At 58.1% G+C, this 26,361-nt stretch carries 22 protein-coding genes; 11 read left to right on the top strand and 11 right to left on the bottom strand.

The window, feature by feature from the left end:
• The 4 genes from QZ298_RS00245 to QZ298_RS00260 form a co-directional block, all read right to left on the bottom strand.
• Complete coding sequence (locus tag QZ298_RS00245; RefSeq protein WP_296004504.1) at positions 1–990, bottom strand: efflux RND transporter periplasmic adaptor subunit; 990 nt, start codon at positions 988–990, stop codon at positions 1–3.
• Positions 991–1,002: 12 nt separating this feature from the next.
• Positions 1,003–2,457, bottom strand: a complete 1,455-nt coding sequence (locus tag QZ298_RS00250; RefSeq protein ID WP_296004506.1) for a TolC family protein — start codon at positions 2,455–2,457, stop codon at positions 1,003–1,005.
• 109 nt (positions 2,458–2,566) lie between these two features.
• A complete protein-coding gene (locus tag QZ298_RS00255; RefSeq protein ID WP_296004508.1) occupies positions 2,567–3,646 on the bottom strand; it encodes a dihydrofolate reductase family protein in 1,080 nt (359 codons plus the stop codon).
• Entirely contained in the window at positions 3,637–4,800 is a 1,164-nt protein-coding gene (locus QZ298_RS00260; RefSeq protein WP_296004510.1) for a metallophosphoesterase, read from the bottom strand. Before QZ298_RS00260 ends, QZ298_RS00255 begins: the two co-directional genes overlap by 10 nt.
• Positions 4,801–5,114: 314 nt before the next feature.
• Here QZ298_RS00260 and QZ298_RS00265 point away from each other — a divergent pair, with 314 nt between their 5' ends.
• The 4 genes from QZ298_RS00265 to rbr all read left to right on the top strand — a co-directional run bounded on the left by QZ298_RS00265 (position 5,115) and on the right by rbr (position 8,822).
• Positions 5,115–6,461: a DcaP family trimeric outer membrane transporter gene (locus QZ298_RS00265; RefSeq protein WP_296004512.1), complete on the top strand. Its 1,347-nt coding sequence runs from the start codon at positions 5,115–5,117 to the stop codon at positions 6,459–6,461.
• Between the two features lie 285 nt (positions 6,462–6,746).
• Positions 6,747–7,049 carry a DUF4491 family protein gene (locus QZ298_RS00270; RefSeq protein WP_296004514.1) on the top strand — a complete coding sequence of 101 codons (303 nt, stop codon included), beginning with the start codon at positions 6,747–6,749 and terminating at the stop codon, positions 7,047–7,049.
• A 5-nt stretch (positions 7,050–7,054) separates the two neighbouring features.
• A complete protein-coding gene (locus tag QZ298_RS00275; protein ID WP_296004516.1) occupies positions 7,055–8,137 on the top strand; it encodes a CapA family protein in 1,083 nt (360 codons plus the stop codon).
• A 106-nt stretch (positions 8,138–8,243) separates the two neighbouring features.
• The gene (rbr, locus tag QZ298_RS00280) at positions 8,244–8,822 is read left to right on the top strand and encodes a rubrerythrin (RefSeq protein ID WP_296004518.1); all 579 of its coding nucleotides are present in this window, start codon (positions 8,244–8,246) and stop codon (positions 8,820–8,822) included.
• Positions 8,823–8,935: 113 nt separating this feature from the next.
• On the opposite strand, the gene QZ298_RS00285 is transcribed toward rbr, so the two are convergent.
• The 5 genes from QZ298_RS00285 to QZ298_RS00305 form a co-directional block, all read right to left on the bottom strand.
• A complete protein-coding gene (locus tag QZ298_RS00285) occupies positions 8,936–9,130 on the bottom strand; it encodes a hypothetical protein (RefSeq protein ID WP_296004519.1) in 195 nt (64 codons plus the stop codon).
• Positions 9,131–9,158: 28 nt separating this feature from the next.
• Positions 9,159–10,739 carry a S41 family peptidase gene (locus QZ298_RS00290; protein ID WP_296004520.1) on the bottom strand — a complete coding sequence of 527 codons (1,581 nt, stop codon included), beginning with the start codon at positions 10,737–10,739 and terminating at the stop codon, positions 9,159–9,161.
• 184 nt (positions 10,740–10,923) lie between these two features.
• Complete coding sequence (gene hisS, locus QZ298_RS00295; RefSeq protein ID WP_296004521.1) at positions 10,924–12,264, bottom strand: histidine--tRNA ligase; 1,341 nt, start codon at positions 12,262–12,264, stop codon at positions 10,924–10,926.
• Positions 12,265–12,367: 103 nt separating this feature from the next.
• A complete protein-coding gene (ettA, locus tag QZ298_RS00300; protein WP_296004522.1) occupies positions 12,368–14,044 on the bottom strand; it encodes an energy-dependent translational throttle protein EttA in 1,677 nt (558 codons plus the stop codon).
• Positions 14,045–14,163: 119 nt separating this feature from the next.
• Positions 14,164–15,360, bottom strand: coding sequence for a glycosyltransferase (locus QZ298_RS00305; RefSeq protein ID WP_296004524.1), 1,197 nt, complete (start codon positions 15,358–15,360; stop codon positions 14,164–14,166).
• 240 nt (positions 15,361–15,600) lie between these two features.
• On the opposite strand from QZ298_RS00305, the gene QZ298_RS00310 reads away from it, so the two are divergent.
• Genes QZ298_RS00310 through QZ298_RS00320 form a run of 3 tightly spaced genes read left to right on the top strand, consistent with a single transcriptional unit; the run spans position 15,601 to position 18,031 of the window.
• The gene (locus QZ298_RS00310; protein ID WP_296004525.1) at positions 15,601–16,539 is read left to right on the top strand and encodes a DUF368 domain-containing protein; all 939 of its coding nucleotides are present in this window, start codon (positions 15,601–15,603) and stop codon (positions 16,537–16,539) included.
• Positions 16,540–16,541: 2 nt separating this feature from the next.
• On the top strand, positions 16,542–17,279 hold the full coding sequence (locus tag QZ298_RS00315) for a shikimate dehydrogenase (protein ID WP_296004527.1): 738 nt from the start codon (positions 16,542–16,544) through the stop codon (positions 17,277–17,279).
• 14 nt (positions 17,280–17,293) lie between these two features.
• A complete protein-coding gene (locus QZ298_RS00320; protein ID WP_296004529.1) occupies positions 17,294–18,031 on the top strand; it encodes an energy transducer TonB in 738 nt (245 codons plus the stop codon).
• 45 nt (positions 18,032–18,076) lie between these two features.
• Here QZ298_RS00320 and QZ298_RS00325 read toward each other — a convergent pair whose 3' ends face one another.
• Positions 18,077–18,286: a DUF2007 domain-containing protein gene (locus QZ298_RS00325; RefSeq protein ID WP_363323904.1), complete on the bottom strand. Its 210-nt coding sequence runs from the start codon at positions 18,284–18,286 to the stop codon at positions 18,077–18,079.
• A 142-nt stretch (positions 18,287–18,428) separates the two neighbouring features.
• Here QZ298_RS00325 and dnaE point away from each other — a divergent pair, with 142 nt between their 5' ends.
• The 4 genes from dnaE (at position 18,429) to htpG (ending at position 25,841) form a co-directional block, all read left to right on the top strand.
• Positions 18,429–22,085 (top strand): DNA polymerase III subunit alpha, encoded by a 3,657-nt coding sequence (gene dnaE, locus QZ298_RS00330; protein ID WP_296004532.1) that lies wholly within the window; start codon positions 18,429–18,431, stop codon positions 22,083–22,085.
• 59 nt (positions 22,086–22,144) lie between these two features.
• Entirely contained in the window at positions 22,145–22,459 is a 315-nt protein-coding gene (gene trxA, locus QZ298_RS00335; RefSeq protein WP_296004534.1) for a thioredoxin, read from the top strand.
• Between the two features lies 1 nt (position 22,460).
• Entirely contained in the window at positions 22,461–23,453 is a 993-nt protein-coding gene (locus QZ298_RS00340) for an aldose 1-epimerase (protein ID WP_296004535.1), read from the top strand.
• A 327-nt stretch (positions 23,454–23,780) separates the two neighbouring features.
• Entirely contained in the window at positions 23,781–25,841 is a 2,061-nt protein-coding gene (gene htpG / locus QZ298_RS00345) for a molecular chaperone HtpG (protein WP_296004538.1), read from the top strand.
• 96 nt (positions 25,842–25,937) lie between these two features.
• Here the strand turns inward: htpG and QZ298_RS00350 are convergent, their stop codons facing one another.
• A complete protein-coding gene (locus tag QZ298_RS00350; protein ID WP_296004540.1) occupies positions 25,938–26,342 on the bottom strand; it encodes a thioesterase family protein in 405 nt (134 codons plus the stop codon).
• Positions 26,343–26,361 lie beyond the last annotated feature (19 nt).

The following is a 26,361-nucleotide window of genomic DNA, read 5'->3' on the forward strand; positions in this document are numbered from 1 at the left end:
CTATTCGTTGAATTGATCCCAGTCGACCAGTACGCTCATGCCCGGACGCAGGTTCATGATGCCGCCCACCGGCTTGGCCTTGACGGCGAACGTGCGGATGTCGAAACCGCCCTGCGTGCGGGTCGCAGCCCAAGTGGCGAAGTCGGCCTGCACCGAGATGTAGGTCACTTCGAATTCTACGGTGTAGTCCAGGGCCGGGATATATCCGCACATGCGGGTGCCGATCTTGATTGCCGGCAACAGGGTTTCCTTGATGTTGAAGGTTACCCACATGTCGCTCGTGTCCAGGATGGCCACCACCGGATAGCCGCTGCCGACAAGCTCGCCCGTCTCGGCGATGATCGTCGACACTTCGCCGGTCACGGGCGAATAGACCATGGCATCGCTGATGTAGGATTCCACTTCGTTGACGGCACCTTCGGCTTGCTGCACCTTGGCGGCCGCTGCGGCCTTGTCTTCCTTGCGGGCGCCGTCTTTGGCCATGTCGTATTGTGCCTTGGCGGCTTGTGCCGTGGCTTTCATGGCGTTGTAATTGGCCGAGGCTTCGTCGAGTTTCTGGGCCGGTACGACACCTTGGTCATAGAGGTTCTTTACCCGTTCATAGGTCTTGCGCGCCAGTTCCAGCCCGGCCTGCGCCTTTTCCCACATGCTCAGGGCCGCTTCGATCTGTTGGATGCGGGCACCCGCTACGGCTGCGGCGTCCAATGCCGATGCGGCCGTTTTCACAGCTTCGGCTTGTTGCAGTTTGGCGTCCAGTTCCGGTGTCGAAAGCGTGTAGAGCAATTGTCCTTGTTCGACGTGTTGTCCTTGCGTTACTTTCATGCAGTCGATGCGTCCGGGAACCTTGGACGAAGCTTTGTAGGTCGTGCATTCGACCGTGCCTTGAATCAGCATCGGGGTGTGCTTGGTCAGATAGCGGCTGATGAGCACGACCGCCAGAACGATGACCGCTGCTGCGGCTACGATTCCAATGATGTTTTTGCGTTTCATATCGTTTGTCTTTTATTTTTTGTCGAAAAGGATAGGCCGGGCGTCGCTGCGGCGCGCATAGGCGGGGAATTCTTCGCTCAATCCGGCGGCTTCGAGCAGCTGCGCCAGAAGTTTGTCATAGTTGAAGGCTGCCTGCAACCGTTCGGCACGTACGCCGGCCAGGTTCAGTTCGGCGTCGATCAAGTCCGACGAGGAAGCCATACCCTCCAGGAATGCGGCATTTTTCATGCGCAGATATTCTTCGGCGAATGCCAGCGAGGCATCGATCGAGGTCATTTGGTTGCGGTAGTTCTGCAATTGGTTGTAGAGTTGCTCGACCAGCACCGAGATGTCTTTTTCAGCTTTGTTCTGCAACTCTCCTACCCGTCGTACGGTCTGCTTGGCCGCCGAATATTTGTATTCGCGGTTCAGACCGTCGAAAATCTTGATGTTCACTCCTACGCCCACGGCCCAGCGGGGCACCAGACCGGCCACTTGATAGTTGTAGAACGAGCCGCCGCCCATCGCCACGACTTGCGGCAGGAAAGCGCTGCGCTGTACCTTTACGCCTTCTTGGGCTAGGTCGCGTTTGAGCGTTACCTGGTTCAGCAGAGGGTTGCGGTCTGCGGCTTGCGCTTGATAGAACGTCAGGTCTTCGATCTTGTCCACGATGAACATCGAGGTAACGGGCAGCAACTCTTGGTTGCGGTTGAGCGTGTTTTGCAGGGCGCTCGATATGGTCTGCACCTGTAGGCGCGCATTGGCCAGTTCGCGTTCGGCTTCGGCCAACTTGAACTCGACATAAAGCCGTTCGCTCTTGGCGATCATGCCGTTCTGTTCCAGGGCTATGGCATCTTGCAGGTGTTTGCGTACGCCGTCGACTACCTGTTGGCGGACGTCGACCACTTGCATGGCCAGCGAGAGTCCGAAATAGCGTTCGACCAGTTCGGATATCAGGGCGTTGCGCGTCTGGTTGCCTTGTTCGATGGCTGTGCGCTCCTGAATCTTCGCGGCGCGGCCTGCGGCGTTGATCTTGCCGCCCAGCCAGATGGGCATGGTCACTTGTCCGCCTACGAAGCCCAGACTGCGGTCTTGTACCTTAAGAAACCAGTCGGCACCCAGAATCGGGTCGATGAGTTGCTGGATCGGCGGGATGTACTGGGGCGGCACCATGCCGCTGCCGAGCACCTGGCCCGCAAGATTCTGCACCGGGCCTTTCATTTCGTTGAAGTCGAATCCGATGTCTTTGGCCATGTAGGCATAAGCGCCCGTGACGCTGATCTGGGGCATGCGCAGACCGATGGACGCGCGGCGTTCCTGTTGGGCGGCCCGTTCTTCGTATTCTGCTGCCTTCATGGCCGGATTGTCGGCCAGCGTGACGGCGATCGCTTCGTCGAGCGACAGCGTGGCGGCAGGTTGCTGGGCCGCTGCTTGTGCGAAAAACAGAAGCGAGGCTGCCGGGACGAAGGTCTTGACTGCTATTTTCATAGTGTTCATTGAATTGTAGGTAGCAAATATAGCGATAACTCCGCAGGTTGCGGCACTTATCGGTAGTTTAGACCATTTTTATGTCCTTATGGAAACAAAATACGTCTGTTTATTGCCATAGGTGAGCATTCGCCCGGCGCACTTGTTCGGCCAGTTCCGGATAGTATTGCACCCGTACGCCTGCTTCGCGGAGCGTGAGTGCTCCCCGGCATTCCGCAAACCGGTCGGGTTCGTAGAGGGCGAACGCTGCGTGGGCGAATCCGTGGCGCAGAATCATTGCGGTGCAGCTTTCGGGTTCGCTGGCCCGGGTCGAGCAGGGTTCCATCGACGAATAGATGGAGGCTCCGTGCAGCGAGACCCCTGCCGCTTCGGCCTTGGCTATGGCTTCTTGTTCGGCATGGTGCGTGGGCGATGTTTCGTGGGTATGGCCCCGGAAAATTCGGCCGTCGGGCGTCACGACCACAGCACCTACGCAGTAGGATGTGGCGCAAGGCGTGCACTCGAGACTTTCGTTCACGGCCATGCGCAGAAAATGCAAGTCGTCGGCCGTGGTGTCGGGCCGGAGCCGCCAGGTGCGGACGTCCATGTTGCCGAACTTTTCGTATGTGCAGGGCGTGCCTTCGGGCGGTTCGAATGCGAAATGTGCCCTGCCCTGCCCTGCCCCGAGTCGTAGTGCCGGATTTACGGCTATCCGCAGCGTGTCGGCCAGACCTTCGCGCAGGAACATGCCGAGCACCTGCGCCCCGCCTTCGACGAAAAGCCGGCCGATGCCGCGCTTTTCCAGTTCGGTCACGATCCGGCAGGCCGACAGAGGCTTCGGTGCAGAAATGACGGTCGCCGCATGGGCCAGTTCAGGGAGCGGCCGGGGGGAAAAGACATAGCGGTCGGCATCGCCCGTAGTGAAGAAGCGCAGGGTCGCATCGAGCCGCCCGGAGCCGGTAAGCGTGACTTTGGTCAGATCGGGACGCAGCCCGCGGGCTGTGCGTTGCTTGCGGGCCGTTTCGTCGCGCAGAAGCAGCGACGGATCGTCGCGCCGCAGGGTTTCGGCACCCGCCAGAATGGCGTCGTATCCGGTGCGCAGACGGTAGACTTCGGCCAGGTCTTCCGGCGTGGAGACCAGCAGCCGTTCGGAGGAGGTGTCGTCCATGTAGCCGTCGGCCGTGGTGGCGACAGAGAGGGTCACGAACATTTCCGCAGGGTAATTAGCGTGATTTCGGGCCAGGCGCCGAGTCGCATGGGATAGCCTACGCAGCCTATGCCGTCGTTGATGTAGAGCGTGCGGCCGTCTTGTCGGTAGGGGCCGCTCCAGCGTTTATAGAGCCAGGATGCCGGAGAAACCGAATGGCCGAAAAGGTCGATCTTCATCTGCATGCCATGCACGTGTCCCGCCAGCGTGAGGTCGCCGTGCCCGGTTTCGAGAATTTGCGGCCACAATTGGGGAAGATGCACGGCCGTGATGTTGAAAAGCGAGTCGGGCACGCCTGCATAGGTCTTGTCCAAGGTCGCGACATGCAGTTGCGAGGCGTGGCGTTGCCGGTGTAATGCCGGATCGAACGAGATGCCCGACAGCGAAATGCTGTCTCCCTCGCGGTGCAGGTAAACGGTCGTGTCTTGTAGTACATGCCACCCTGCCTGCGTCTGCCGTTCGATCACTTGCGCCAGACTCTCGTCCGCAGGTTGCGCAACCGTATCCTTGATGTAGCGGCCCGTGTCATGGTTTCCCGTGACCGAGTAAACCGGCGCTGCAAGTGCGCCCAATTTTTGCAGGACGGCAGGTGTCAATTCGCTCGAACGGATGTTTACCAGGTCGCCCGTGAAGAGGATCAGGTCGGGATGCAGGGCATTGATGCTGTCGATCAGCCGGTTCAGTTCGCGGTCGGGGTGTACGAGCGTCCCGACGTGGAGGTCGGAAAATTGGACGATCCGCAGCCCGTCGAAACCGGCCGGCAGCCGGTCGGAGCATACTTCTATCGCGTTTATATGCAACGTCGTACGTCCTGCCGTAGCGCCCCACACCATGATGCCGGCGATGCCGAGGCCCGCCAGTACGCCGAGCCGGGGCCGATGCAATGCGTTGAACGCGTAGAAGCCGATCCGTGAAAATATGGCGACCATCCAGGCCCAAAATATCCACATCGTCCAGTGTATGTAGGCGGTCGAATGGTCGCGGAGCAGCAGGCCGGCGACGGCCACGATCAAAGGCAGGGAGTCGGTCAGCGCAGCCCATGCGATGAAGAGCCTGCGGCGCAGCGGGCCGACGCCTTCGCGCTTCAGCCGCCGGAGGTGGTGGCGGTCGGCTGCCACGGCGCAAAGGGCCAGCAGAATGACGATCGAATAGAGCATACCTATAAAATAAATATAACAGGAGCGGTTGCAAACCGGATGCCGGAAGCGAAGGTCGTGCGGCTGCGGCCGGTCTGCCGATGCAAAGATAGCGCAAGCCGCTTGCAAAAGCAAGTCCGCTCACGGTTTGTTCTCGGGCATCGTCATGCAGTTGTGCGGAAGAACGCAATTTTTGGGCATCCTCCTGCGAATCCGATTCGTGCTGCTGTCCTTTGGCATACAACTTGCTAATTTGCGGGATGAATATTAACCCGTTGTATTCCAAAAACTAAAAACGAGAAAGCTTTATTAAAAAACCAAATTTTATTCGGCTTATGAAAACATTTCGACTTTTGACTGCGGCTTTGCTGCTCGCGACTTCCGCATCGGCTCAGCGCTATCCGAACCAGGCCCAGGAGGGCGAGTATGCGCCCACGGTCTATCTGATCGCCGCCCAGGAGACCGAAACCATCGGCTGCGGCTGCGCGTCGCGCGAGACCGCTGCACTCCACCGCGCAACGGTAACCAACGCCACGCAAGACTATATCGACACCCATCGTCCCGGGTTCCAGCAGGTGGAAAAACCGCAGTTCGTCTTCGCCACGAAGAATAACCGTTTCTCGTTCGCCGTGGGCGGTACGGTGGCTCTGCGCGCCGGTTACGACTTCAAGGGCATTTCGGACAACATCGATTTCGTGCCTTACGACATTCCCATTCCGGGCAATTACAGCACGCGCCAGAAGCTGATGATGGACGCCACCACCTCGCGCGTCTTCCTGAAAGCCATTACCAATACGGGTGCAGGCCGTGTCGTGGTGTTCTTCGATGCCGACTTCCGCGGCGGTCGCGAGGGCAGCTACACGCCTCGTGTGCGTTCGGCTTATGTATCGGCCAAGGGCTTCACGTTGGGTCGTGACGTGACGACGTTCTGCGATTTGCAGGCGGCGCCCACGACCATCGATTACCTGGGTCCCAACGCCTACAACTTCAACTTCGCCACGATGATCCGCTACGAGGTAACGTTCGCCCGCGACCGGCTGACGTTCGGTGTGGCTGCCGAAATGCCCCATGTGAGCGGCACTTACAACGATAACTTCTCTGCGCTGCGTCAGCGCGTGCCCGACTTCCCGGCATTCCTCCAGCTTTCTTGGGGCAACAACCGCGAGAGCCACATCCGCGCTTCGGGTGTCGTCCGCAACATGTACCTGCACAACGTGCGCACCGGCAACAACACTTCGTTGTTGGGTTGGGGCGCTCAGTTCAGCGGCCGCATCAAGGTAGCTCGTCCCGTCGTACTCTTTATGAACGGCGTCTACGGCCAGGGCATCACGCCTTACATCCAGGATCTTACCGGTTCGGGTCTCGACTTCACGCCCAATCCGCAGAACGCCGAGCAGATCCAGACCATGCCCATGTGGGGTTGGCAGGCCGCCGCACAGATCAATCTCTCGCGCAAGGTCTTCCTTTCGGGCGGTTATTCGATGGTGCGCGTAGAGCATAAGCACGGTTATTTCTCCGAGACCGAGTATCGCCAGGGCCAGTATATCTTCGGCAATATCTTCTACAAGGCTTCCGCACGCTGCCGTCTGGCCGCCGAATACCTCTACGGCCGTCGTTACGACATGAACAGCGTCCAGAACCACGCCAACCGTGTCAACGTGATGGTGCAGTACAACTTCTGATTTCGCATCCTATTCCTTTTTTGCGAGCGGTTCCTCTTGGAATCGCCCGCTTTTTTATATTTTGGTTCAGCATAAGATACTCGCGCTCGGCAAAATGCAAGCGAGCTTGCTTTGGCTCTCGCTTATTTGTATATTGGCTTTGCCCAAGATACTTCGCCTCGGGCAAACAAATTTTATTTGTTTGCCCCTCGGCTTATTATTATCTTTGTACGATTCAGCGGGGGTGCTCACATCCGATCGTCGGTCGGCGGACATGCCTGCGGATTTTTATTCGAATATTCGATTATGGATTTTTTGGCTCAATATAATTTGACCGGATTGGTCATCGGGGTGGTTACATTCCTCATCATCGGGTTGTTCCATCCTTTGGTCATCAAGGGGGAATATCATTTCGGCGTGCGGTGCTGGTGGGTTTTTCTCGTGATGGGCATCGCGGCTGTCACGGCATCGGTCGCCGTGCGGCATATTCTGTGGTCGACGCTGCTGGCCGTGTGGGGCGCTTCATCGTTCTGGTCGATCGGCGAGTTGTTCGAGCAGCGCCGGCGCGTGGCCAGGGGGTGGTTCCCCAAAAAAGAAAAACAAGGTTGAACGGAGTGAAATCCATCGTTTGCAGGAGGATGAAACCAGGATGTCTGTCGGTTGGCTTGTGCCTGTTTTTCTGTTGTTTGGTCGGTTGCGGCCGGTCGTCGCCGTCCGGAGCGTGTCGCGAAGCGGAGGAGCCTGCGCCCGTGCAGGTCAGGTTGCTTTTTACGGGCGACGTGATGCAGCACATGTCGCAGATCGCTGCTGCCCGGCGGGACGACGGATTCGATTATGATGAAATGCTCGCCGCCATGTTGCCTCGTTTTCGGGCGGCTGATTTGGTGGTGGTCAATCTGGAGACCACGCTTACCCGTTCGTCTCGTTATACGGGCTACCCTCTTTTCCGTTCTCCTGTTGCGTTGGCCGATGCTCTGGCCCGGGCCGGAGTCGATGTGGCAACGCTGGCCAACAACCATTGTTGCGATGGCGGCGGTGCCGGGGTGCGGACGACCGTCGAGGAGTTGACGCGCTGCGGCATGCGGCATACGGGCGTTTTCGCCGACAGTCTCGACCGGGCGGTAAATCATCCGTTATACGTTGAGCGTCAGGGTATACGCTTTGCCTTTCTCAACTATACATACGGCACCAACGGCATGCCGGTGCCGCGCGGCACGACGGTCAACTTCATCGACACGGTGCGTATGGCTCGCGATTTGGCCGCCGCCGGTCGGGAGGGTGTCGATTGTACGGTGGTTTGCATCCACTGGGGCAACGAGTACCAGCGGCGGCCCAATGCTTCTCAACGGCGTTTGGCCGATTTCTTGCGGCGGCATGGAGCCGACCTTATCATCGGCCACCATCCCCATGTGGTGCAGCCCTGCGAGGCCGATTCGACGCATGTCGTGCTGTTCTCGCTCGGCAATTTCGTCTCGAATCAGCGTAAACGTTATTGCGACGGAGGGTTGGTGGCGGAGATCGATGCCGTGCGTCATCCCGACGGACGGATGACCTATGCGCTGCGGACGGTGCCGGTGTGGGTGGCGATGCCCGGCTTTCGGGTGCTGCCTCCCGAGGCGGCCGACACCTTGTCCCTGCCGCCGGCCTATCGGTTGTTCCGCGAAGATACCGGCGCACTCCTCGGAAAGGGTTTATAAGTGCGCCTTAAGGGCCGATGAGGCCTTGCAGGCTTATTGGGCCTTGGTTTGTTGCGATATTTGCAGCAGAGGTGCGTGCAAACATCAACAACCAACATCATCGATCATGGGAAAGAGTATCAAGGGTACCCGCACCGAGCAGAATCTGCTCAAGGCTTTCGCCGGCGAGAGTCAGGCGCGCAGCCGCTATGCTTTTTTTGCGAGCAAAGCCAAGAAGGAGGGGTACGAACAGGTCGCCGGCGTCTTTCTGGAGACTGCCGAGCAGGAGAAAGAACATGCCGAGCGGTTCTTCAAGTTTCTGGAGGGCGGGCATGTCGAAATCACAGCCACCTACCCTGCTGAACCGATCGGCACCACGCCGGAGAATCTGTTGGCTGCGGCGCATGGCGAGCGTGAGGAGTGGGACGTGCTCTACCGCGATTTCGCCGGCACGGCCGAGGAGGAGGGTTTTCCGGAGATCGCCACGGCGTTCCGCATGATTTCGACCGTCGAGGCGCAGCACGAGGAGCGCTATCTGAAGCTGTTGAGCCGTTTTTCGGAGGGCGATTTCTTCAAGCGCGACGGCAAAATCTGGTGGCAGTGCCGCAATTGCGGCTATGTCTGCGAAGCCTCCGAGGCTCCGAAAGTCTGCCCTGCATGTCAGCATTCGCAGGCTTATTTCGAGCCGAAAAAGACCAACTATTGACCCCGTATCCCGTCTGCACTTTTTTGCCGTTGATCCGTGTCGGGCGACGGTTATAAGGAAAGACCTTGCCGCACTGCGGCAAGGTCTTTCTCTGTTTTCGTCGAGCCGCGGGATTATCGCTCGCGGACGGGCAGACTGTATTTTATCTTGACCTTGCGTCCGCGCTGGACGGCGGGTGTCCATGCGGGCGATCGTTTCAGCGTCTGTTGCAGGACGATTGCTTTTGCAAATTCGCAGTTTTCCGTTTTGATGGTTTCTTTGTTATGCTTTGCGTAGTTGCGGCGTTCGTGTCGATAGGCGTCGACCAACTTTAGGTTTGCGGCGTTCGTGTCGATTTTACGGTTCCAGTATGGGGCGGCCCAGGTTCTCCCAATCGTCGAGTATCGCCAAGGCTTGTCCGTATGTCCGGTCTGCCGAGGTGTTGACCACCCGATAATAGGCTTCTGCGCCGAAAAGATATCGGGCCAAGAGCGCTTTCAGATCGGTGCGCATGCGCGGTGCGGCACGGACGAACCCGCTTTCGTCGAAGTCGATGCCTTGTCGGGCGCCGGCTTCTGCCAACTCATAAAGCATGCTGTCGCCGACCGGATAGTCCCGGATAAAAAGTTCTTCCGTAGGATAGGATGTCTCCATGACTCCGCGTTCGCGTTCCATGCGGTCGATCGCATAGTCGTTGACGATGCCGTTTCGCAGCAAGGTCGTATAATATGGCGTGTACCCTGCCGTGTCGGCCGCGATCACGATGTCGGGCCGGATACCTCCGTCGCCGTAGACCGTGCGTCCGCTGTGCAGCGTCCGATAGGCCGGTGCCGTCTGGAGCGAATCGGTCGCCTGCGGATGATCGCGTAGATGATCGAGATAGTATTCGCGCCGGTTGCCGTTTTCGTAGGGGCGTTGGATGATCCGTCCGGAGGGGGTGCGATAGCGGGCTGTCGTAATTCGGATAGCCGATCCGTCGGACAGGCGCACTTGCCTTTGCACCAGTCCTTTGCCGAAACTCGTGCGGCCGAGGACGACGCCCCGGTCCCAGTCTTGGATGGCTCCGGCTACGATTTCCGAGGCCGAAGCCGATTTTTCGTCGATCAGTACGGCCAGTTTGCAGTGCCGGGCCGGGCCGTTGGCCGGTGCTTCGTACATCATATCCTTGACCGCCCGGCCTTCGGTCGAGACGATCCGCGCGCCGCGCGGCAGGAAGAAGCCGGCCAGTTCGATGGCTTGTTGGAGCAGTCCTCCGCTGTTGCCCCGCAGATCGAGAATCAGGCGTTCAGGGGCGCCCAGTTTTTTGTAGGCCTGGCGGAAATCCGTCGAGGTCGTGCGCCCGAAGCGGTTTACCTTGATGTAGCCGATTCCGTTTTCGGTCAGGTAGGCCGCATCGACCGTCCGCAGGGGGATCATGTCGCGTTCGATGTCGAAATGCAGCGGTGCGGAGTGCCCCCGCCGCACGATGTCGATCCCCACGCGCGATCCGCGTTTGCCGCGCAGATGTCCCGGCACGGCGTCTCGGGCGATGCCTATGGCGTCGAGCGTGTCGATCCTTATAATCCGGTCTCCGGGCAGTACGCCGGCACGTTGTGCCGGACTTCCGTCGAGAATACCTACTACGATCGCTGTGTCGCGCAGGATGCCGAACTCGATGCCTACGCCGCTGAATTCGCCTTCGACGCTGGCGTCGACCTGTTGCATATCTTCGGCGTCGATGTAGGCCGAATGGGGATCGAGTTTGCCCAGCATGCCTTCGATGGCCCCTTCGATCAGCGGGCCGGGTTCCACCTCGTCGACATAAAACCGGTTCAGATAGCGGTAGATCTGCGTGAATTTTTGCAATTGTTCGCCAGCCGGGTCGCCCGCGGGCGTCTGGCCATAGGCCCGGAGACAAACCAGGGTCTGCAAAACGAGAAGTGCAAAGATACAGCGCATCGGAGCGAACGGTTAAAGGAATGAAGCGTGGGCGGTTGCCGTCTGGGCGACCCGCAAGCGACTGCCGGACGGTGTATGAAAGCGCAACCACAAAGTTTGCGCTTTCATGGGGCCGGAGTTGCGACGGGCATGTGTCGGCAAACGGCATGCCGCACTTTTTGCCGCCGTCTGCGGTGTGTCCGTTTTATTGGAGGTGTTGCGCCAGTTCGCCGAACGGCACCTGCCGTTGTTCGCCCGAGCGCATGTCCTTGAGCGTTACGGCTTGTGTTTCCAGTTCTTGCGATCCGACGATCGCCACGAACGGCACGGAGCGGCGGTTGGCATATTCCATCTGTTTCTTCATCTTGGCCGCTTCGGGGTAGATTTCAGCCGGGACGCCTGCGTCGCGCAGCCCGCGCAGCAGTTCGAGGCTGGCGGCCTCCTCGTCGGCTCCGAGGTTGACGAACAGCACCCGGGTCGAGTTGTCGACCTCCTCGGGGAAAAGGTTCAGCCCCGTCATCACGTCGTAGATGCGGTCGGCGCCGAACGAAATGCCCACGCCCGACATGCCCGGCATGCCGAAGATGCCCGTGAGGTCGTCGTAGCGTCCGCCGCCGCAGATCGACCCGATGGCGTAGTCGAGCGCCTTGACTTCGAAGATGGCCCCTGTGTAGTAGTTCAGTCCGCGGGCCAGCGAAAGGTCGATTTCGACGGGCAGCTGCAATTTCAGCCGTTCGATGTGGCCCAGGACGGTCTCCATCTCCTCGATGCCTTGCAGCCCGGTTTCCGAGGTGCTGATTGCTTGGCGCAAATGGGTTAGTTTCTGCCTGTTGTCTCCCGTTAGTTCAAGTATCGGTTGCAGCCGATCGATCGCCTGCGGTTCCAGCCCGCGGTCGAGCAGTTCGGCCTTCACGTTGTCCAGTCCGATCTTTTCCAGTTTGTCGATGGCTACCGTGATGTCGGTCATCTTGTCGGCATGGCCGATGGTTTCGGCGATGCCGTAGAGAATCTTGCGGTTGTTCATCTTGAGCGTCACGCGGATGCCCAAGGCCCGGAAGACGCGTTCCACGATTTCGGCCAGCTCCACTTCGCACAGCAGCGACCGCGTGCCGATCACGTCGACGTCGCATTGGTAGAATTCGCGGTAGCGCCCTTTCTGCGGTCGGTCGGCGCGCCATACGGGCTGCACCTGGTAGCGTTTGAACGGGAAGGACAACTCGCCCTGATGTTGCACGACGTAACGTGCGAACGGCACGGTCAGGTCGTAGCGCAGGCCCTTTTCGCAGATTTTCGACGCTTGCCGCACTTCCTCGTCGGCGAGGCCCGCGGCGTAGTCGCCCGAGTTAAGAATCTTGAACAGCAGCTTGTCGCCCTCGTCGCCGTATTTTCCCAGCAGCGTCGAGAGGTTCTCCATCGACGGGGTTTCGAGCGGCGCGAAGCCGTAGAGCCGGAACACCCCTTTGATGGTGTCGAATATGTAGTTGCGGCGCATCATCTCCAGCGGGGAGAAGTCGCGCGTACCCTTGGGAATCGAAGGTTTCTGCATCTTGCTAAATGAACTTTGTGTGCGGACGGAAGTCGGGAGAACCTGCTGTCCGTGGAGACCGGACGCCGGCCGATCGCCCTCCCGCCGCCGAAGAATTTGGATGTCAGTTTTCTATCAGTTTGCGGTATTTCACGCGGTGCGGTTCCGTGTCGCCGCCCTGGGCGCGTTTCCAGGCTTCGAATTCACTGTACGATCCCTCGTAGAAGACCACTTGCGAGTCGCCCTCGAACGAAAGGATGTGCGTAGCGATGCGGTCGAGGAACCAGCGGTCGTGCGAGATGACCACGGCGCAGCCGGCGAAGTTTTCGAGACCCTCCTCCAGCGCCCGCAGCGTGTTCACGTCGATGTCGTTCGTCGGCTCGTCCAGCAGCAGTACGTTGCCTTCTTCCTTGAGTGCCAGAGCCAGATGCAGGCGGTTGCGTTCGCCGCCCGAGAGCATGCCGCACTTCTTCTCCTGGTCGGCTCCCGTGAAGTTGAAGCGGGCGATGTAGGCCCGGGCGTTGATCTGGCGGTTGCCCAGCGTGATGAGGTCGGCGCCGCCCGAAACTACTTCGTAGACCGATTTTTCGGGATCGATCGATTGGTGCTGCTGGTCGACGTAGGCCAGCTTCACGGTCGGCCCCACGCGGAACGATCCTTCCGTAGGCGTGTCCAGTCCCATGATCATGCGGAAAAGGGTGGTTTTCCCCGTGCCGTTGGGGCCGATGACGCCCACGATACCTGCCGGGGGCAGCGAGAAGTTGAGACCTTCGTACAACACCCGGTCGCCGAACGCTTTTTTCACACCCTGGGCTTCGATTACCACGTCGCCCAGACGCGGGCCGTTGGGAATGAAGATTTCGAGTTTCTCCTCCTTCTGCTTCGTGTCTTCGTTCATCATCTTGTCGTAGGCCGAAAGTCGGGCCTTCGACTTGGCATGACGGCCCGAGGGCGACATGCGCACCCACTCCAGCTCGCGTTCCAGGGTTTTGCGACGCTTCGACTCCTGCTTCTCTTCCATGGCCATGCGGGCGGTCTTCTGTTCGAGCCAGCCCGAGTAGTTGCCTTTCCAGGGGATGCCTTCGCCGCGGTCGAGTTCGAGGATCCACCCGGCCACGTTGTCCAGGAAGTAGCGGTCGTGCGTCACGGCGATGACCGTGCCTTTGTATTGTTGAAGGTGTTGTTCGAGCCAGTCGATCGACTCGGCGTCGAGGTGGTTGGTCGGCTCGTCCAGCAGCAATACGTCGGGCTGCTGCAACAGCAGGCGGCACAAGGCCACGCGGCGCCGTTCGCCGCCCGACAGCACGGCGATCTTCTGGTCGGCCTCCGGGCACCGCAGGGCGTCCATCGCGCGATCCAGCACGCTGTCGATCTCCCAGCCGTTGGCGTGGTCGATCTTTTCGTAGAGTTCGCCCTGGCGTTCGATCATGCGGGCCATTTCGTCGTCCGAGATCGGCTCGCACAACTTCATGTTGATCTCTTCGTATTCTTTCAGCAGTGCGATCGTCTCGGCGCAGCCTTCTTCGACCGCTTCGCGCACCGTCTTTTCGGGGTCGAGCTGCGGCTCCTGCTCCAGGTAGCCCACCGAGTAGCCCGGCGAGAAGACCACTTCGCCCTGGAAGTTTTTGTCCACGCCGGCGATGATCTTCATCAGAGTCGATTTTCCCGAGCCGTTCAGACCGATGATGCCGATCTTGGCGCCATAGAAAAACGAGAGGTAGATGTTGTTGAGTACTTTTTTCTGGTTGGTGAACATCTTGGAAACGCCCACCATCGAGAAGATGATTTTTTCGTCTGCCATATAACTGAGGTCGTTGTTTTGTCAGATGGAATAGCTTTGCATATTCTGCAAATATACGACGGAATAACGAAAAATCCGCACGAAACCGGAAAAACTGCATTCCGCCGGCGTGGCGAGGCCTATGCTTCGGTTGCCAGTTCCTGTAACAATCCGATCCAGCGGCGTCCGCATGCTTCGGGCGAAAATTCGGCGGCCCGGGCTTTCATGGCGGGCTGCATGCGCCGGCGCCGTTCGGAATCCTCCATCAGGGCCGCGAGTTCACGGACGTAGGCTTCTTCGTCGAACGGCTCGATCACGATGCCCGTCGTGCCGTCTTCGCCCAGCAGTTCGCGCACGCCGTCCGAACAGCCGTAAGCGATCGGCACGACGCCCGAAGCCTGCGCTTCGGCCAGAACCAGCCCCCATCCTTCGAACGTCGAAGTCATGCACAGAATGGCGGCCGTGTCGTAGTGCTCGCTCGGACAAGTCGAGAATCCGCAGAACTGCACCCGCTGCAATGCGAGTTCCGAGGCCATGCGCTCCAGGTTTCCACGTTCGGGGCCGTCGCCGACGAGTTTGAGTTCCCAGTCCGGAAAGCGATCTTGCACCCGTGCCCATATGCGCAGCAGCCGGTCGATGCGTTTGTCTTCGTAGCTCATGCGGCCCACGTAAAGAACTTCGTGCCGCTTTTCGGGATCGGACTCCGCAACTTCGGAAAGCGGGTTGAGCATGGCGCGGATTTTCGAGCGGGCGTGTTCGGCGCCCACGACCGATTCGAGGGTACGGCGGTAGCCTTCGCAGAGCACGACGAAACGGTCGGTTTGCGCATAGACTCGGCGGTACATCCGTTCGAACCGGCGCGTGTAGATTTTGAAAACCCGTTCTTTGGGACGTTTTATGCAATACCACATGAAGCGCTCCCACAACGATCCGTTTTCGAGAGCTTTTCTCTCTTGCCGGGCCATTTTGCAGTCGACCCACCAGAACGGCATGCCGTGGTCGTGGAAGATGAATTTGCAGTGCGGCCCGACGATGCGGCGCACGAGCGTCATGCAGGGCATCGGGTCGATCGGAATGATGCAGCAGTCGATGTGCAGGTCGCGCAGACGTTCGGCCACGGTACGTGCCCAGGTCTTTTTGCTGCATGACTTTTTGTCCGGCAGCTCGACGAATGTCATGGAGCGCCGGTCTATCGGACGCAGAATCGCTTCGTCGATCTTTTCCGCCAGCAGATATACCTTGTACCCTCCCCCGCAAAGGGCCGCCGCGATGTCGGCGCTGACGCGTTCGGCACCGCCCATGGGGAACGTGCTGTGGATAAATGCGATATTCTTCATAGACAGATTCGGAGTTCCGAAATTGCGAAAGTACGAAAAATGTGCAGAATACGCAAAAAAACTTAAAGCAAGGCTTCAAAAAACGATGCTTAATTATTGATCTTATTTTGCCCAAGAAACGAACCTCCCCCGTCTTCTGTTCTCGGTTTTTAAAAGATACTCTCGCTCGGCAAAATGCAAGCGAGCTTGCTTTTGCCCTCGCTTATCATTATCTTTGTATGTTTTAAATTACGTTGTATCATGAATTTTTCCCGTTTCATCGTTTTGGCGCTCAAGGGGTGCGCCATGGGGATGGCCGATGTCGTGCCGGGCGTCTCCGGCGGCACGATCGCTTTCATTTCGGGCATCTACGAGGAGTTGATCGGCTCGATCCGCCGCGTCGACGCCACTGCGCTGCGGTTGTTGGCTAAATTGCGGTTGGGCGACTTTTGGCGCCATATCAACGGGCCGTTTCTGTTGCCCGTTCTGCTCGGGATCGGTGTCGCAGTCTTTTCGTTGGCCCGGTTGATGACTTATCTGCTTGCCCACCATCCCATCGCCGTGTGGTCGTTCTTCTTCGGGTTGATCGTCGCCTCGGCCTGGCTGGTGTCCCGGCAGATCGGGAAGTGGGACTGGCGGAGCGTTGCCGCGTTGATCGTGGGGGCTGCCGTCGCTTGGTGGATCACGGTCGCCACGCCGGCCGAGACGCCCGACACTTGGTGGTTCGTGATGCTGGCCGGGGCCATAGCCATTTGCGCTATGATCCTGCCGGGTATTTCGGGTGCATTCATCCTCTTGTTGTTGGGCAAATACCAATATATATTGCAGGCTGTCGGCGATTTGAATCTTCCCGTGATCGCTGTTTTTCTGGTCGGCGCCGTGATCGGCATCGTTTCGTTCTCGCATTTGTTGGCTTGGTTGCTCAAGCATTGGCACGACATGACGGTCGCTACATTGATGGGTTTCATGATCGGTTCGCTCAACAAGGTGTGGCCGTGGAAAGAGGTGCTCGAAACTTATGTCGACAGCCACGGCAAGGTGCAGCCTTTGGTCGAGGCCAACATCTGGCCCGGGCGCTTCGAGGCGCTCTACGATCGTCCGGCGTCGGTCGCCGTAGCTGCGGCGTTGTGCGTCGTCGGATTCCTTGCCATCTATGGAATCGAGGCGGCGGCCCGCGCGATGGCGAAGAAACAGCAATGACGATGCGGCGTTTCGGTTTGATCGGCAGGCCGCTGGGCCATTCGGCTTCTGCTGCCTATTTTACGGCGAAATTCGGGCGCGAGGGGATCGCCGATTGCGTTTTCGCGCTCCACGAGCTGCCTTCCATCGATGCGCTGCCCGAGTTGTTGCAGGCGATGCCGGAATTGGAGGGCTTCAATGTGACGATTCCTTACAAGCGCGAAGTGATGCGCTACCTCGACGACCTTTCGTTCGACGCCCGTATGATCGGCGCAGTCAATTGCGTGCGGCGCGAGACCGGCGGGCGGTTGGTCGGGCACAATACGGATATTGTCGGATTGCGTGCCGCGCTCGACGAGTTGTTGGGCGACGAATTGCCCGGGCAGGCCCTCGTGTTGGGTACGGGCGGTGCTTCGCAAGCGGTGCAATATGCCTTGACGGAGCGGAACATCCCGTTTTTTCTGGTCTCGCGCGATGCGGGCAAAGGCAATTATACTTACGACAACCTCCCGTGCGAGGTCGTGGAGCAAAGTCCTTTGATTGTCAACGCCACGCCCGTGGGCACCTACCCTGCCGTCGGCGAGGCGCCGCGCATTCCCTATGCTTATGTCACGCCGGCGCATCGACTGCTCGACCTGGTCTATAATCCGCCGCTTACGCAGTTTCTGGATTACGGGCGGCAGCGTCAGGCCCGGATTTTGAACGGCGAAACGATGTTCCGCGCCCAGGCCGAAGCGGCGTGGGAAATATGGAACGCATGAAAAACAGAATCCGTATGAAACGCATCGCAACTCTTATCATCGCATTGCTTTTGAGTGGAGTAGGATATGCACAAAATGAAGATGTTGTGCCACCTACTTTCAATGGCGGCGAGGTGCGGTTTTTTCGTGCTCGGCTGGCTGCCCGGATCAAGAATCTGGCCGTGGAGAAGCGCTACCCCTATGCCGAGCTGTCCGAGCATGTGGCTGTGGCGTTCCGGGTCGATACGGCGGGAGGCATCTCTTGTTGGCGGTTCGCCGACAGCACGAGCCAGGGGCGCGATCATATCGACATCGAGCCGGCGAGCGCCGCGACGCGTGCACTGGTGGCCGATGCGTTCGAAAGTCTGGAGGGCGAGTGGCAGCCGGCCCGGCAAGGCGATCGCAAGGTGCCCTACCAGGTGCGGTTGCGGCTGCGGCTGCCGCTGGAGCGGATCGAGCAGGCGCTGAATCCCGATCCGCTGCTTTTCATGGGTAAAGATCCGCGCGAGAGTTTTCATCCTTGGCTGCGGAAACATATCCGCTACAACGACCGTTTCCGCAACAATGCCGGCGGCCGGGTGCATGTCCGTTTTTTCATCGAATCCGACGGCGGCATTACGATCGACGAGGTGGTCGAAACGCCCGACGAAAAACTTGCTAAGGAAGTGGTGCGCGTCATTCGCAACAGCCGCGGCAAATGGACGCCCCGCAAGGTCGACGGCATAGCGGCCCGAATGCCCTACGAGATGCTGGTCGATTTCGCGGCCTGGTAATCCGCCGGTGCGGGGATATAGGCGGGCGACGCGGCGTTCGGCGGCTTATCGGTGGCGCAGCATGGCCTGCGCTTTTTCGTAGTCTTCGGAGCGCACGACCACTTGTGCGGGCATCGTGCCCAGGGGATAGATCGACGCCATGTATTCGTTGCGGATCGTAGACCAGATGCCGGCGCTGTCGAGCATCGACTTGGCGATTTCGGCTTCGGTGGGGGTGTTGTATTCCGCCAATACAACCATAGTTTCGTCTTGCATGTCGGTGGGGTTCGATTGGTTACTTGAAGTTAAGCATTTTGTTGATAAATTGCAAGACTCTTGCCAAGGATTCTCGTATAAATTTCCGTATATTTGCAAAAGTTAGCCCCGGCAGCTTTTCTGCCTTTATTTTTTTTGACTTATGCCCGATTTCGTTCATCTGCACGTACATACCCAGTATTCGATTCTCGACGGCGCCGCAGCCATCAAGCCGCTCATCAAGCGGGCCAAGGCGTTAGGTATGAAGGCTCTGGCGATTACCGACCACGGCAATATGTACGGCGTCAAGAACTTCCACGACACGGCCACCGACAACGAGATCAAGCCCATCCTCGGATGCGAGGTCTACGTGGTAAAGAACCGTTTCGAGAAGGACAAAGACGAAAAGGCGGGCGACCACCTCATTTTGTTGGCCAAGAACCTCGAAGGTTATCATAACCTCTGCAAAATGGTCTCCTACTCCTTTACCGAGGGTTTCTATTATAAGCCCCGCGTCGACAAGCAGTTGTTGGAGCAGTACCACGAGGGGTTGATCTGTTGTTCGGCTTGCTTGGGCGGCGAGTTGCCGCAGGCCATCATGCGCAACGACATGGCCGAGGCCGAGCGGGTCGTGGAGTGGTTCAAAGGGATTTTCGGCGACGATTACTACCTCGAAATGCAGCTCCACCCCTCCGGCGATCCGCAGAAGGATGCCGACGTCTACGAGAACCAGGTGCGGGTCAACAAGGCGTTGTTGGAGTTGGCGGCCAAGTACGGCGTGAAATACATTTGTTCCAACGACGTGCATTTCATCCTCGCCGAGGATGCCGTGGCGCACGACCATCTGATCTGTCTCAATACGGGCCGCGACCTCGACGACCCCAAGCGGATGCGCTATACGTTCCAGGAGTTCCTCAAGTCGCCCGACGAGATGGCGGCGCTCTTTCCGGATCATCCCGAGGCGCTGGCCACCACGGTGGAGATCGCCGACAAGTGCGAAACCTATTCGTTGGCCCATGCTCCGTTGATGCCCAACTTTCCGCCGCCCGACGATTTTCCCTTGGTGCTGGACGAGTTGCGCGCTTCGTTCGTCAAGAAATTGGAGGACAAGGAGTTATTGGGCAAGATCGATGCCTGCGCTTCGGTCGGGGAGTTGGAGCGGTTCGTGTCCGACGATAAGGATTTGGCCGACAAATTGATGATCGCCAAGCAGTTCTGCTACCTCAAGGACATTACCTACAAGGGGGCGCACCGCCGTTACGGCGAGGTGTTGGGCGAGAAGGTCGAGGCGCGTTTGAAATACGAGTTGGAGACCATCGAGTGGATGGGATTCCCGGGTTACTTCCTCATCGTGTGGGATTACATCCGTGCCGCGCGCGAAATGGGCGTCTCGGTCGGGCCGGGCCGCGGTTCGGCCGCCGGTTCGGTCGTGGCTTATTGTTTGAAGATTACCAACATCGATCCTTTGCAGTACGACCTGCTGTTCGAGCGTTTCTTGAATCCCGAGCGTATCTCGCTGCCCGATGTCGACGTCGACTTCGATGAGGACGGCCGTGCCGACGTGTTGCGTTATTGTGTGGAAAAATACGGTCAGAAGCGTGTCGCCCAGATCGTCACGTTCGGCACCATGGCTCCCAAGATGGCCATCAAGGACGTGGCCCGCGTGCAGAAGCTGGCCCTTTCGGAGAGCGACCGCCTCTCCAAGTTGGTGCCCGATAAGATCACACCCGACAAGAAGCACGGCGAAACGCCGTTCGATTTCGTCTATAAGGAGTCGCCCGAGCTGGCCGCCGAGCGCGAGTCGCCGAACCAGTTGATCCGCAATACGTTGATGTATGCCGAGAAACTCGAAGGTTCGATCCGCCAGACCGGCGTGCATGCCTGCGGCGTCATCATCGGCCAGGACGACTTGGAGAAGTTCGCGCCTATGGCCATCGCCAAGGATGCCGATCTGAACGTGGTGGAGTTCGAGGGTAAGGAGGTCGAGAGCGTCGGCCTGATCAAGATGGACTTCCTGGGGCTGCGTACCCTCTCGATCATCAAGGATGCCGTCGCCAATGTCAAGTCCGTGCGCGGCGAGGAGGTGGATATCGACGAAATTCCCCTCGACGACGCCCCGACCTACGAGGTCTTCGCCCGCGGCGAGACCACCGGGTTGTTTCAGTTCGAGTCCCCCGGTATGAAGAAGCACCTCAAGAACTTGAAGCCCAACCGCTTCGAGGACTTGATCGCCATGAATGCCCTCTACCGGCCCGGCCCGATGGAGTATATCCCCAGCTTCATCGCCCGCAAGCAGGGTTACGAGCCGGTAACCTACCCCATTGCCGACATGGAGGAGTATTTGAGCGACACTTACGGCATTACCGTCTACCAGGAGCAGGTCATGTTGTTGTCGCAGAAGCTCGCCGGATTCACGGGCGGCGAGGCCGACACCCTGCGCAAGGCCATGGGTAAGAAGAAGCGCGACGTGCTGGACAAGATGAAGCCCAAGTTTTTGTCCGGATGCCGTGAGCGCGGGCACGACATGGCCGTCTGCGAGAAGATTTGGGGCGACTGGGAGGCGTTCGCATCTTATGCGTTCAACAAGTCGCATTCGACATGCTATGCCTACGTTGCCTACCAGACCGGTTATCTGAAGGCGCATTACCCGTCGGAGTTCATGGCCGCGTTGCTCAGCCGAAACTTGGCCGACATCAAGCAGCTGACACTCTACATGAACGAGTGCAAGCGCATGGGTATCCGAGTTTTAGGTCCCGATATCAACGAGTCGATGCGGACATTCTCGGCCAACGAGGCCGGCGACGTGCGTTTCGGTCTGGCTGCGGTCAAGGGCGTGGGCGAGGCGGCTGTCGACAGTCTGATCGCCGAGCGTGCGGAGAACGGGCGTTTCAAGGATATCTACGACTTGATGGAGCGGGTCAACTTCACGGTCATCAACCGCAAATGTTTCGAAAATCTGGCTTATGCCGGAGCGTTCGATTCGATTTCAGGGTTTCATCGCGGCAAGTTTTTCGGGGCCGATCTGCGCGATGCCAACAGCTTGACTTTCATCGAGCTGTTGATTCGTTACGGCCAACGTTTCCAGGCCGAGAAGAACAACGCCCAGCAGAGCCTTTTCGGGGGCGGCGGGCAGGTCGACATCCAGCGCCCCGTGTTGCCGGCCTGCGCCGACTGGACCCAGTTGGAGACCCTCGCCAAGGAGCGCGAGATGATCGGTCTTTACCTCTCGGCCCACCCTCTGGACGACTACAAGGTCATCATCGACCACATGTGCAAGACGCAGCTTTCCGATCTCGAAAACCTCGAATCGCTGCGCGGGCAGGAGATCGCCGTGGCCGGTATGGTCGTGAGCGTGCAGAACTTGATTTCCAAGAGCGGCAGGCCATGGGGCAAGTTCCTGTTGGAGGATTACAACGGCACGCACGAATTCACGCTTTTCAGCAAGGATTACGAGAATTTCCGCAAATACCTCTTCCCCGATTATTTCCTCTTCATCCGCGGCAAGGTGCAGCCGCGTCCCTACAACGACCAGGAGTTGGAGTTCAAGATCATTTCCATGGTGCAGCTCCAGGAGTTGCGCGATACGATGATCAAGGAGATGAGCGTTCGGTTGTCTGTCGGCGACGTGACGCAGGATTTGGTACACGACTTGACACAAAAGGTGCGCGAGGCCAAGGGCGATACCGTTTTCCGGGTCAACCTCTACGATCCGGCGACAGGGGTTTCGAGCCGTTTTTTTTCGAAAAGCTATAAGGTAAGCCTTACGCAGTCGCTGATCGGTTTTCTGGACGAGAACGATATCAAGTATTCGATAGCATAAAAATAACAGAACCCCTTTGCCGGGGTCGGATTCAAACATACGTTTTAATTTTTTTAATTATGGCTTTAGCAATCAACAAAGACAATTACCAGCAGATCGTTTCGCAGGAGAAGCCTGTGGTCATCGATTTCTGGGCCGAATGGTGCGGCCCTTGCCGTATGATCGCCCCCATCGTCGACGAATTGGCCGCCGAGTACGAGGGTAAGGTCGTCATCGGCAAATGCGACGTGGAGGACAACGACGACATCACCATGAAATACGGTGTGCGCAACATCCCCACGATCGTCTTCCTCAAGGGCGGCGAGGTGGTCGACAAGCAGGTCGGCGCCGTGTCCAAGGATGTTTTGAAGTCCAAGATCGAAAATCTCTTGTAGGATGATCCGTTGTGTCGATTTCCACGGTTTGCGGGCCGTGGAGTTCTCCAAAGGAGATTACGAGGCGCTGCTCGTTCCGTCGGTCGGCGCCAATCTGGTGCGTCTGGCCAATATCCGGTTGGGGGTCGAGATGTTGCGTACGCCCGCGGCCGACGAGGTGGAGACCTTTTGCAGCCGGCCCCAGATTTTCGGGCTTCCGATCCTCTTTCCGCCTAACCGGATCGAGGACGGGTGCTATACGTTCGACGGGCGCACATACCGCTACCCCATCACGGTGGAGAAAGAGCACAACTACCACCACGGCATCCTTAAGAGCCAGCCGTTCGTGGTGTCGAAAGCCGTCGAGACCGATAGCGAGGTGTTGATCGAGTGCCGGTTCTATTCGAACGCCGCTTGCGACGCTATTTTCCGCGATTTTCCCCACGAGTTCAAGTGCAAGATCATCTATCGGCTCACGGCCGAGGGGTTGGAGCAGGAGGTCGTGTTGGCCAACCGCAGCCGCACGCCGATGCCCGTCGGCGTCGGGTTCCATACGCCGTTGCGCATTCCGTTCGCCGGCGGCAGCGATGCCGATTACGTGATGCGTGTCGCGGTCGGCGAGCAGGTTGAGTTGAACGACCGTAATCTGCCGACCGGCAAGACGCTGCCCTTGTCCGGGCAGTTCGCCAAGTTGCGCGACGGCGGTTTGCGTGTGACCGGTTGCGAGGCCATCGAGGCCGGGTTCACATTGCACGAGATCGACGTCGACGGCAAGCCGTTCCGCGGGGCCTTGGTCGAGAACTTGCAGACCGGCGTCCGCACGTTCTACGAGGTCGATGGGCAGACGACTTATTGGACGATCTGGAACAATGGCGGACAGGTGCCCTATTGCTGTCCCGAGCCGCAGTCGTGGACGACCAATGCCCCCAATGCCGCCGATCCTGCGGCTGCCGGATTCCAGGCCGTCGCTCCCGGCGACAAATGGCGGATGAAGTTCCGGTTGTACGTAAAGTAACCCCTGTACGACGCAAGGTCATTATAGGAGACCGTCCGTTTTCGGGCGGTCTTTTTGTTCCCGATCGCTTCGCTTTCTCGTGTGCTCCTTGCTTCGTCCCTCGTCGGATCGGTCATAATAGGGGGCGGAACGGTTGATTTTCGTGCTCTTTGTCAGTCCCTTCTGCCATTCTGGCAGACTGCGGGCGTTGGCACACCGTTTGTGCAAAAGAAATAGAGACGGGCGCATCTGCCGCATGGGGTTGCCCTGGTGTGCCGGATATGCGCCTCCGAGTTCCCAAAGGGGACAGCCTGGATGTTAAAGTGCTTGAAAACGAACGATAAAACTATGAAAAACGGAAAAATCGGAGTTACGACGGAGAATATCTTTCCCGTGATCAAGAAATTCCTTTACTCAGACCATGAAATCTTCCTGCGTGAGTTGATTTCCAATGCTGTCGACGCTACCCAGAAGTTGAAGACCCTTTCGTCGATCGGCGAAATGAAGGGCGAGTTGGGCGACCTGGCCGTGAGAGTCGCGGTCGACAAGGAGAAAAAAACGCTGACGGTAACCGACCGCGGCATCGGCATGACGGCCGACGAGGTGGACAAATACATCAATCAGATCGCTTTTTCGGGAGCCGAGGAGTTCATGGCCAAATACCAGAACCAGCCTATCATCGGCCATTTCGGTTTGGGTTTCTATTCTTCGTTCATGGTCGCCGACCGGGTAGAGATTTTTACGCAGTCGTTCCGGGAGGGTGCCAAGGCTGTGCATTGGAGTTGCGAGGGTACGCCCGAGTTCGACATGGAGGAGTTGGACGAGCGGCGCGACCGCGGCACGACGATCGTGCTGCACCTCTCCGAGGATGCGCTCGAATACGCCGAGCAGTCGAAAGTCGACGATTTGTTGCGTAAGTATTGCCGTTTCTTGCCTGTGCCCATCGTTTCGGGCAAGGTCAAGGAGTGGAAAGACGGCAAGTATGTCGACACCGACAAGGACAACGTCATCAACAATATCGATCCGCTCTGGACGCGCAAGCCTACCGAGATTACCGAGGAGCAGTACAAGGAGTTCTACCGCGAACTCTACCCCATGAGCGACGATCCGTTGTTCTATATCCATCTGAACATCGACTACCCGTTCCACTTGACGGGTATCCTCTATTTCCCGAAAATCCGCAACAATTTCGAGATTCAGAAAAACAAGATCCAGCTCTATTCCAACCAGGTCTACGTCACGGATCAGGTCGAGGGCATCGTGCCCGAGTACCTCACGCTGTTGCACGGCGTGATCGACTCGCCCGACATTCCGTTGAACGTCTCGCGCAGTTATCTTCAGAGCGACAGCAACGTGAAGAAGATTTCCAGTTATATTACCCGCAAGGTTGCCGACCGTTTGCAGGAGTTGTTTTCCACCATGCGGGCTGATTACGAGGCCAAGTGGGACGATCTGAAAATCTTCATCCAGTATGGCATCCTTACCGACGAAAAGTTCGCGGAGAAAGCCACGGACTTCATGTTATGGAAGAACGTCGAGGGCAAGTATTTCACGCCCAAGGAGTACACCGATCTGGTCAAGGAGAACCAGACCGACAAGAACAAGAATCTGGTGTTCCTTTATGTGGACGATGCCGAGGAGAAGCATACGTTTTTGGAGGCGGCCCGCAACAAGGGTTACGACGTGCTCGAAATGAACGGCCAGCTGGACAATCACTACATCAATTGGTACGAGTCGAAGAACCAAGGTACTCGTTTCGTGCGGGTCGACAGCGACGTGGTGGACAAGTTGATTCAGAAAGACGAGCAGCTCAAAATGGCGCTTACCGAGGCGCAGCAGGAGATTCTCATGCCCGTGTTCGAAAGCCAGATGCCCGTCGACGAGAAAATCCGTTACAACATTTCGTTCGAGGCCATGGCGCCCGAGGAAGCTCCGGTTGTCATCACTCAAAACGAGTTCATGCGCCGCATGAAAGAGATGGCCCAGGTCGGAGGCGGCGGTATGAGCCAGTTCTATGGTCAGATGCCCGACAATTTTACCATTGCCGTGAATGCCAATCACCCGATCGTCATCGATATTTTGTCCGACGTGGAGAAAGCCTACGGCGACAAGCTCAAGACCATCACGAAGAAGATCGACGCGGCCGTGAACGAGGAGAAGCGCTTCGACGAAGTGGTCAAAGGCAAAAAGGAGGAGGAGTTGAGCGCCGAGGAGAAGTCGACGCGCGAAGATCTTTCCAAGAAGATCGTTACCTTGCGCGACGAACGTAACGAGCGTTTGAAGGAGATCGGCAGCGACAACCGGCTGGTGCGGCAGATCATCGACTTGGCGCTGCTGACCAACGGCATGCTCAAGGGCAAGAACCTGACGGACTTCATCCAGCGGTCGATCACTCTGATCGAGAAATAACCCGCTGCCGGAGTCTTGAAAAGTACTGAAAAGAGGGGCGAATATTTCCGCCTCTCTTTTTTTTGTCGAAGGGAAGCGGCATGACTGTCGAGACGGCTATTTTTTTGCGTCGAGCAGTTCCAGAAACCATTCCGGGCAGCGGCAGGGACGGCGCGTGTCGCTGTGGATGAACCCCAGTTGCGTCATGCCCGTGTTCAGCAGTTCGCCGCGTTCGTTGTAGATCTCATAGTTGAACGTGATGCGGGCCGTAGGACGTTCTTCAAGCATGATGCGTACGGTCAGCAGTTCGTCGTAGTGCGCAGGGCGCAGATACTTGGATCGCACTTCCAGAATCGGCATCATGATGCCGCGGCGTTCGACTTCCGCGAACGGCAGTCCCAGGGCGCGCATCCATTCGCTCCGTGCCGCTTCATAGTAGCAGATGTAGTTCGAGTGATGGCAGATACCCATCTGGTCTGTGTGTTTGTACCACACGCGGATATGACAGTCGAAAGAATTCATATCTTTTTTTATTCACGAT

Source organism: uncultured Alistipes sp., assembly GCF_910580175.1.
In the GTDB taxonomy this organism is placed as follows: domain Bacteria; phylum Bacteroidota; class Bacteroidia; order Bacteroidales; family Rikenellaceae; genus Alistipes.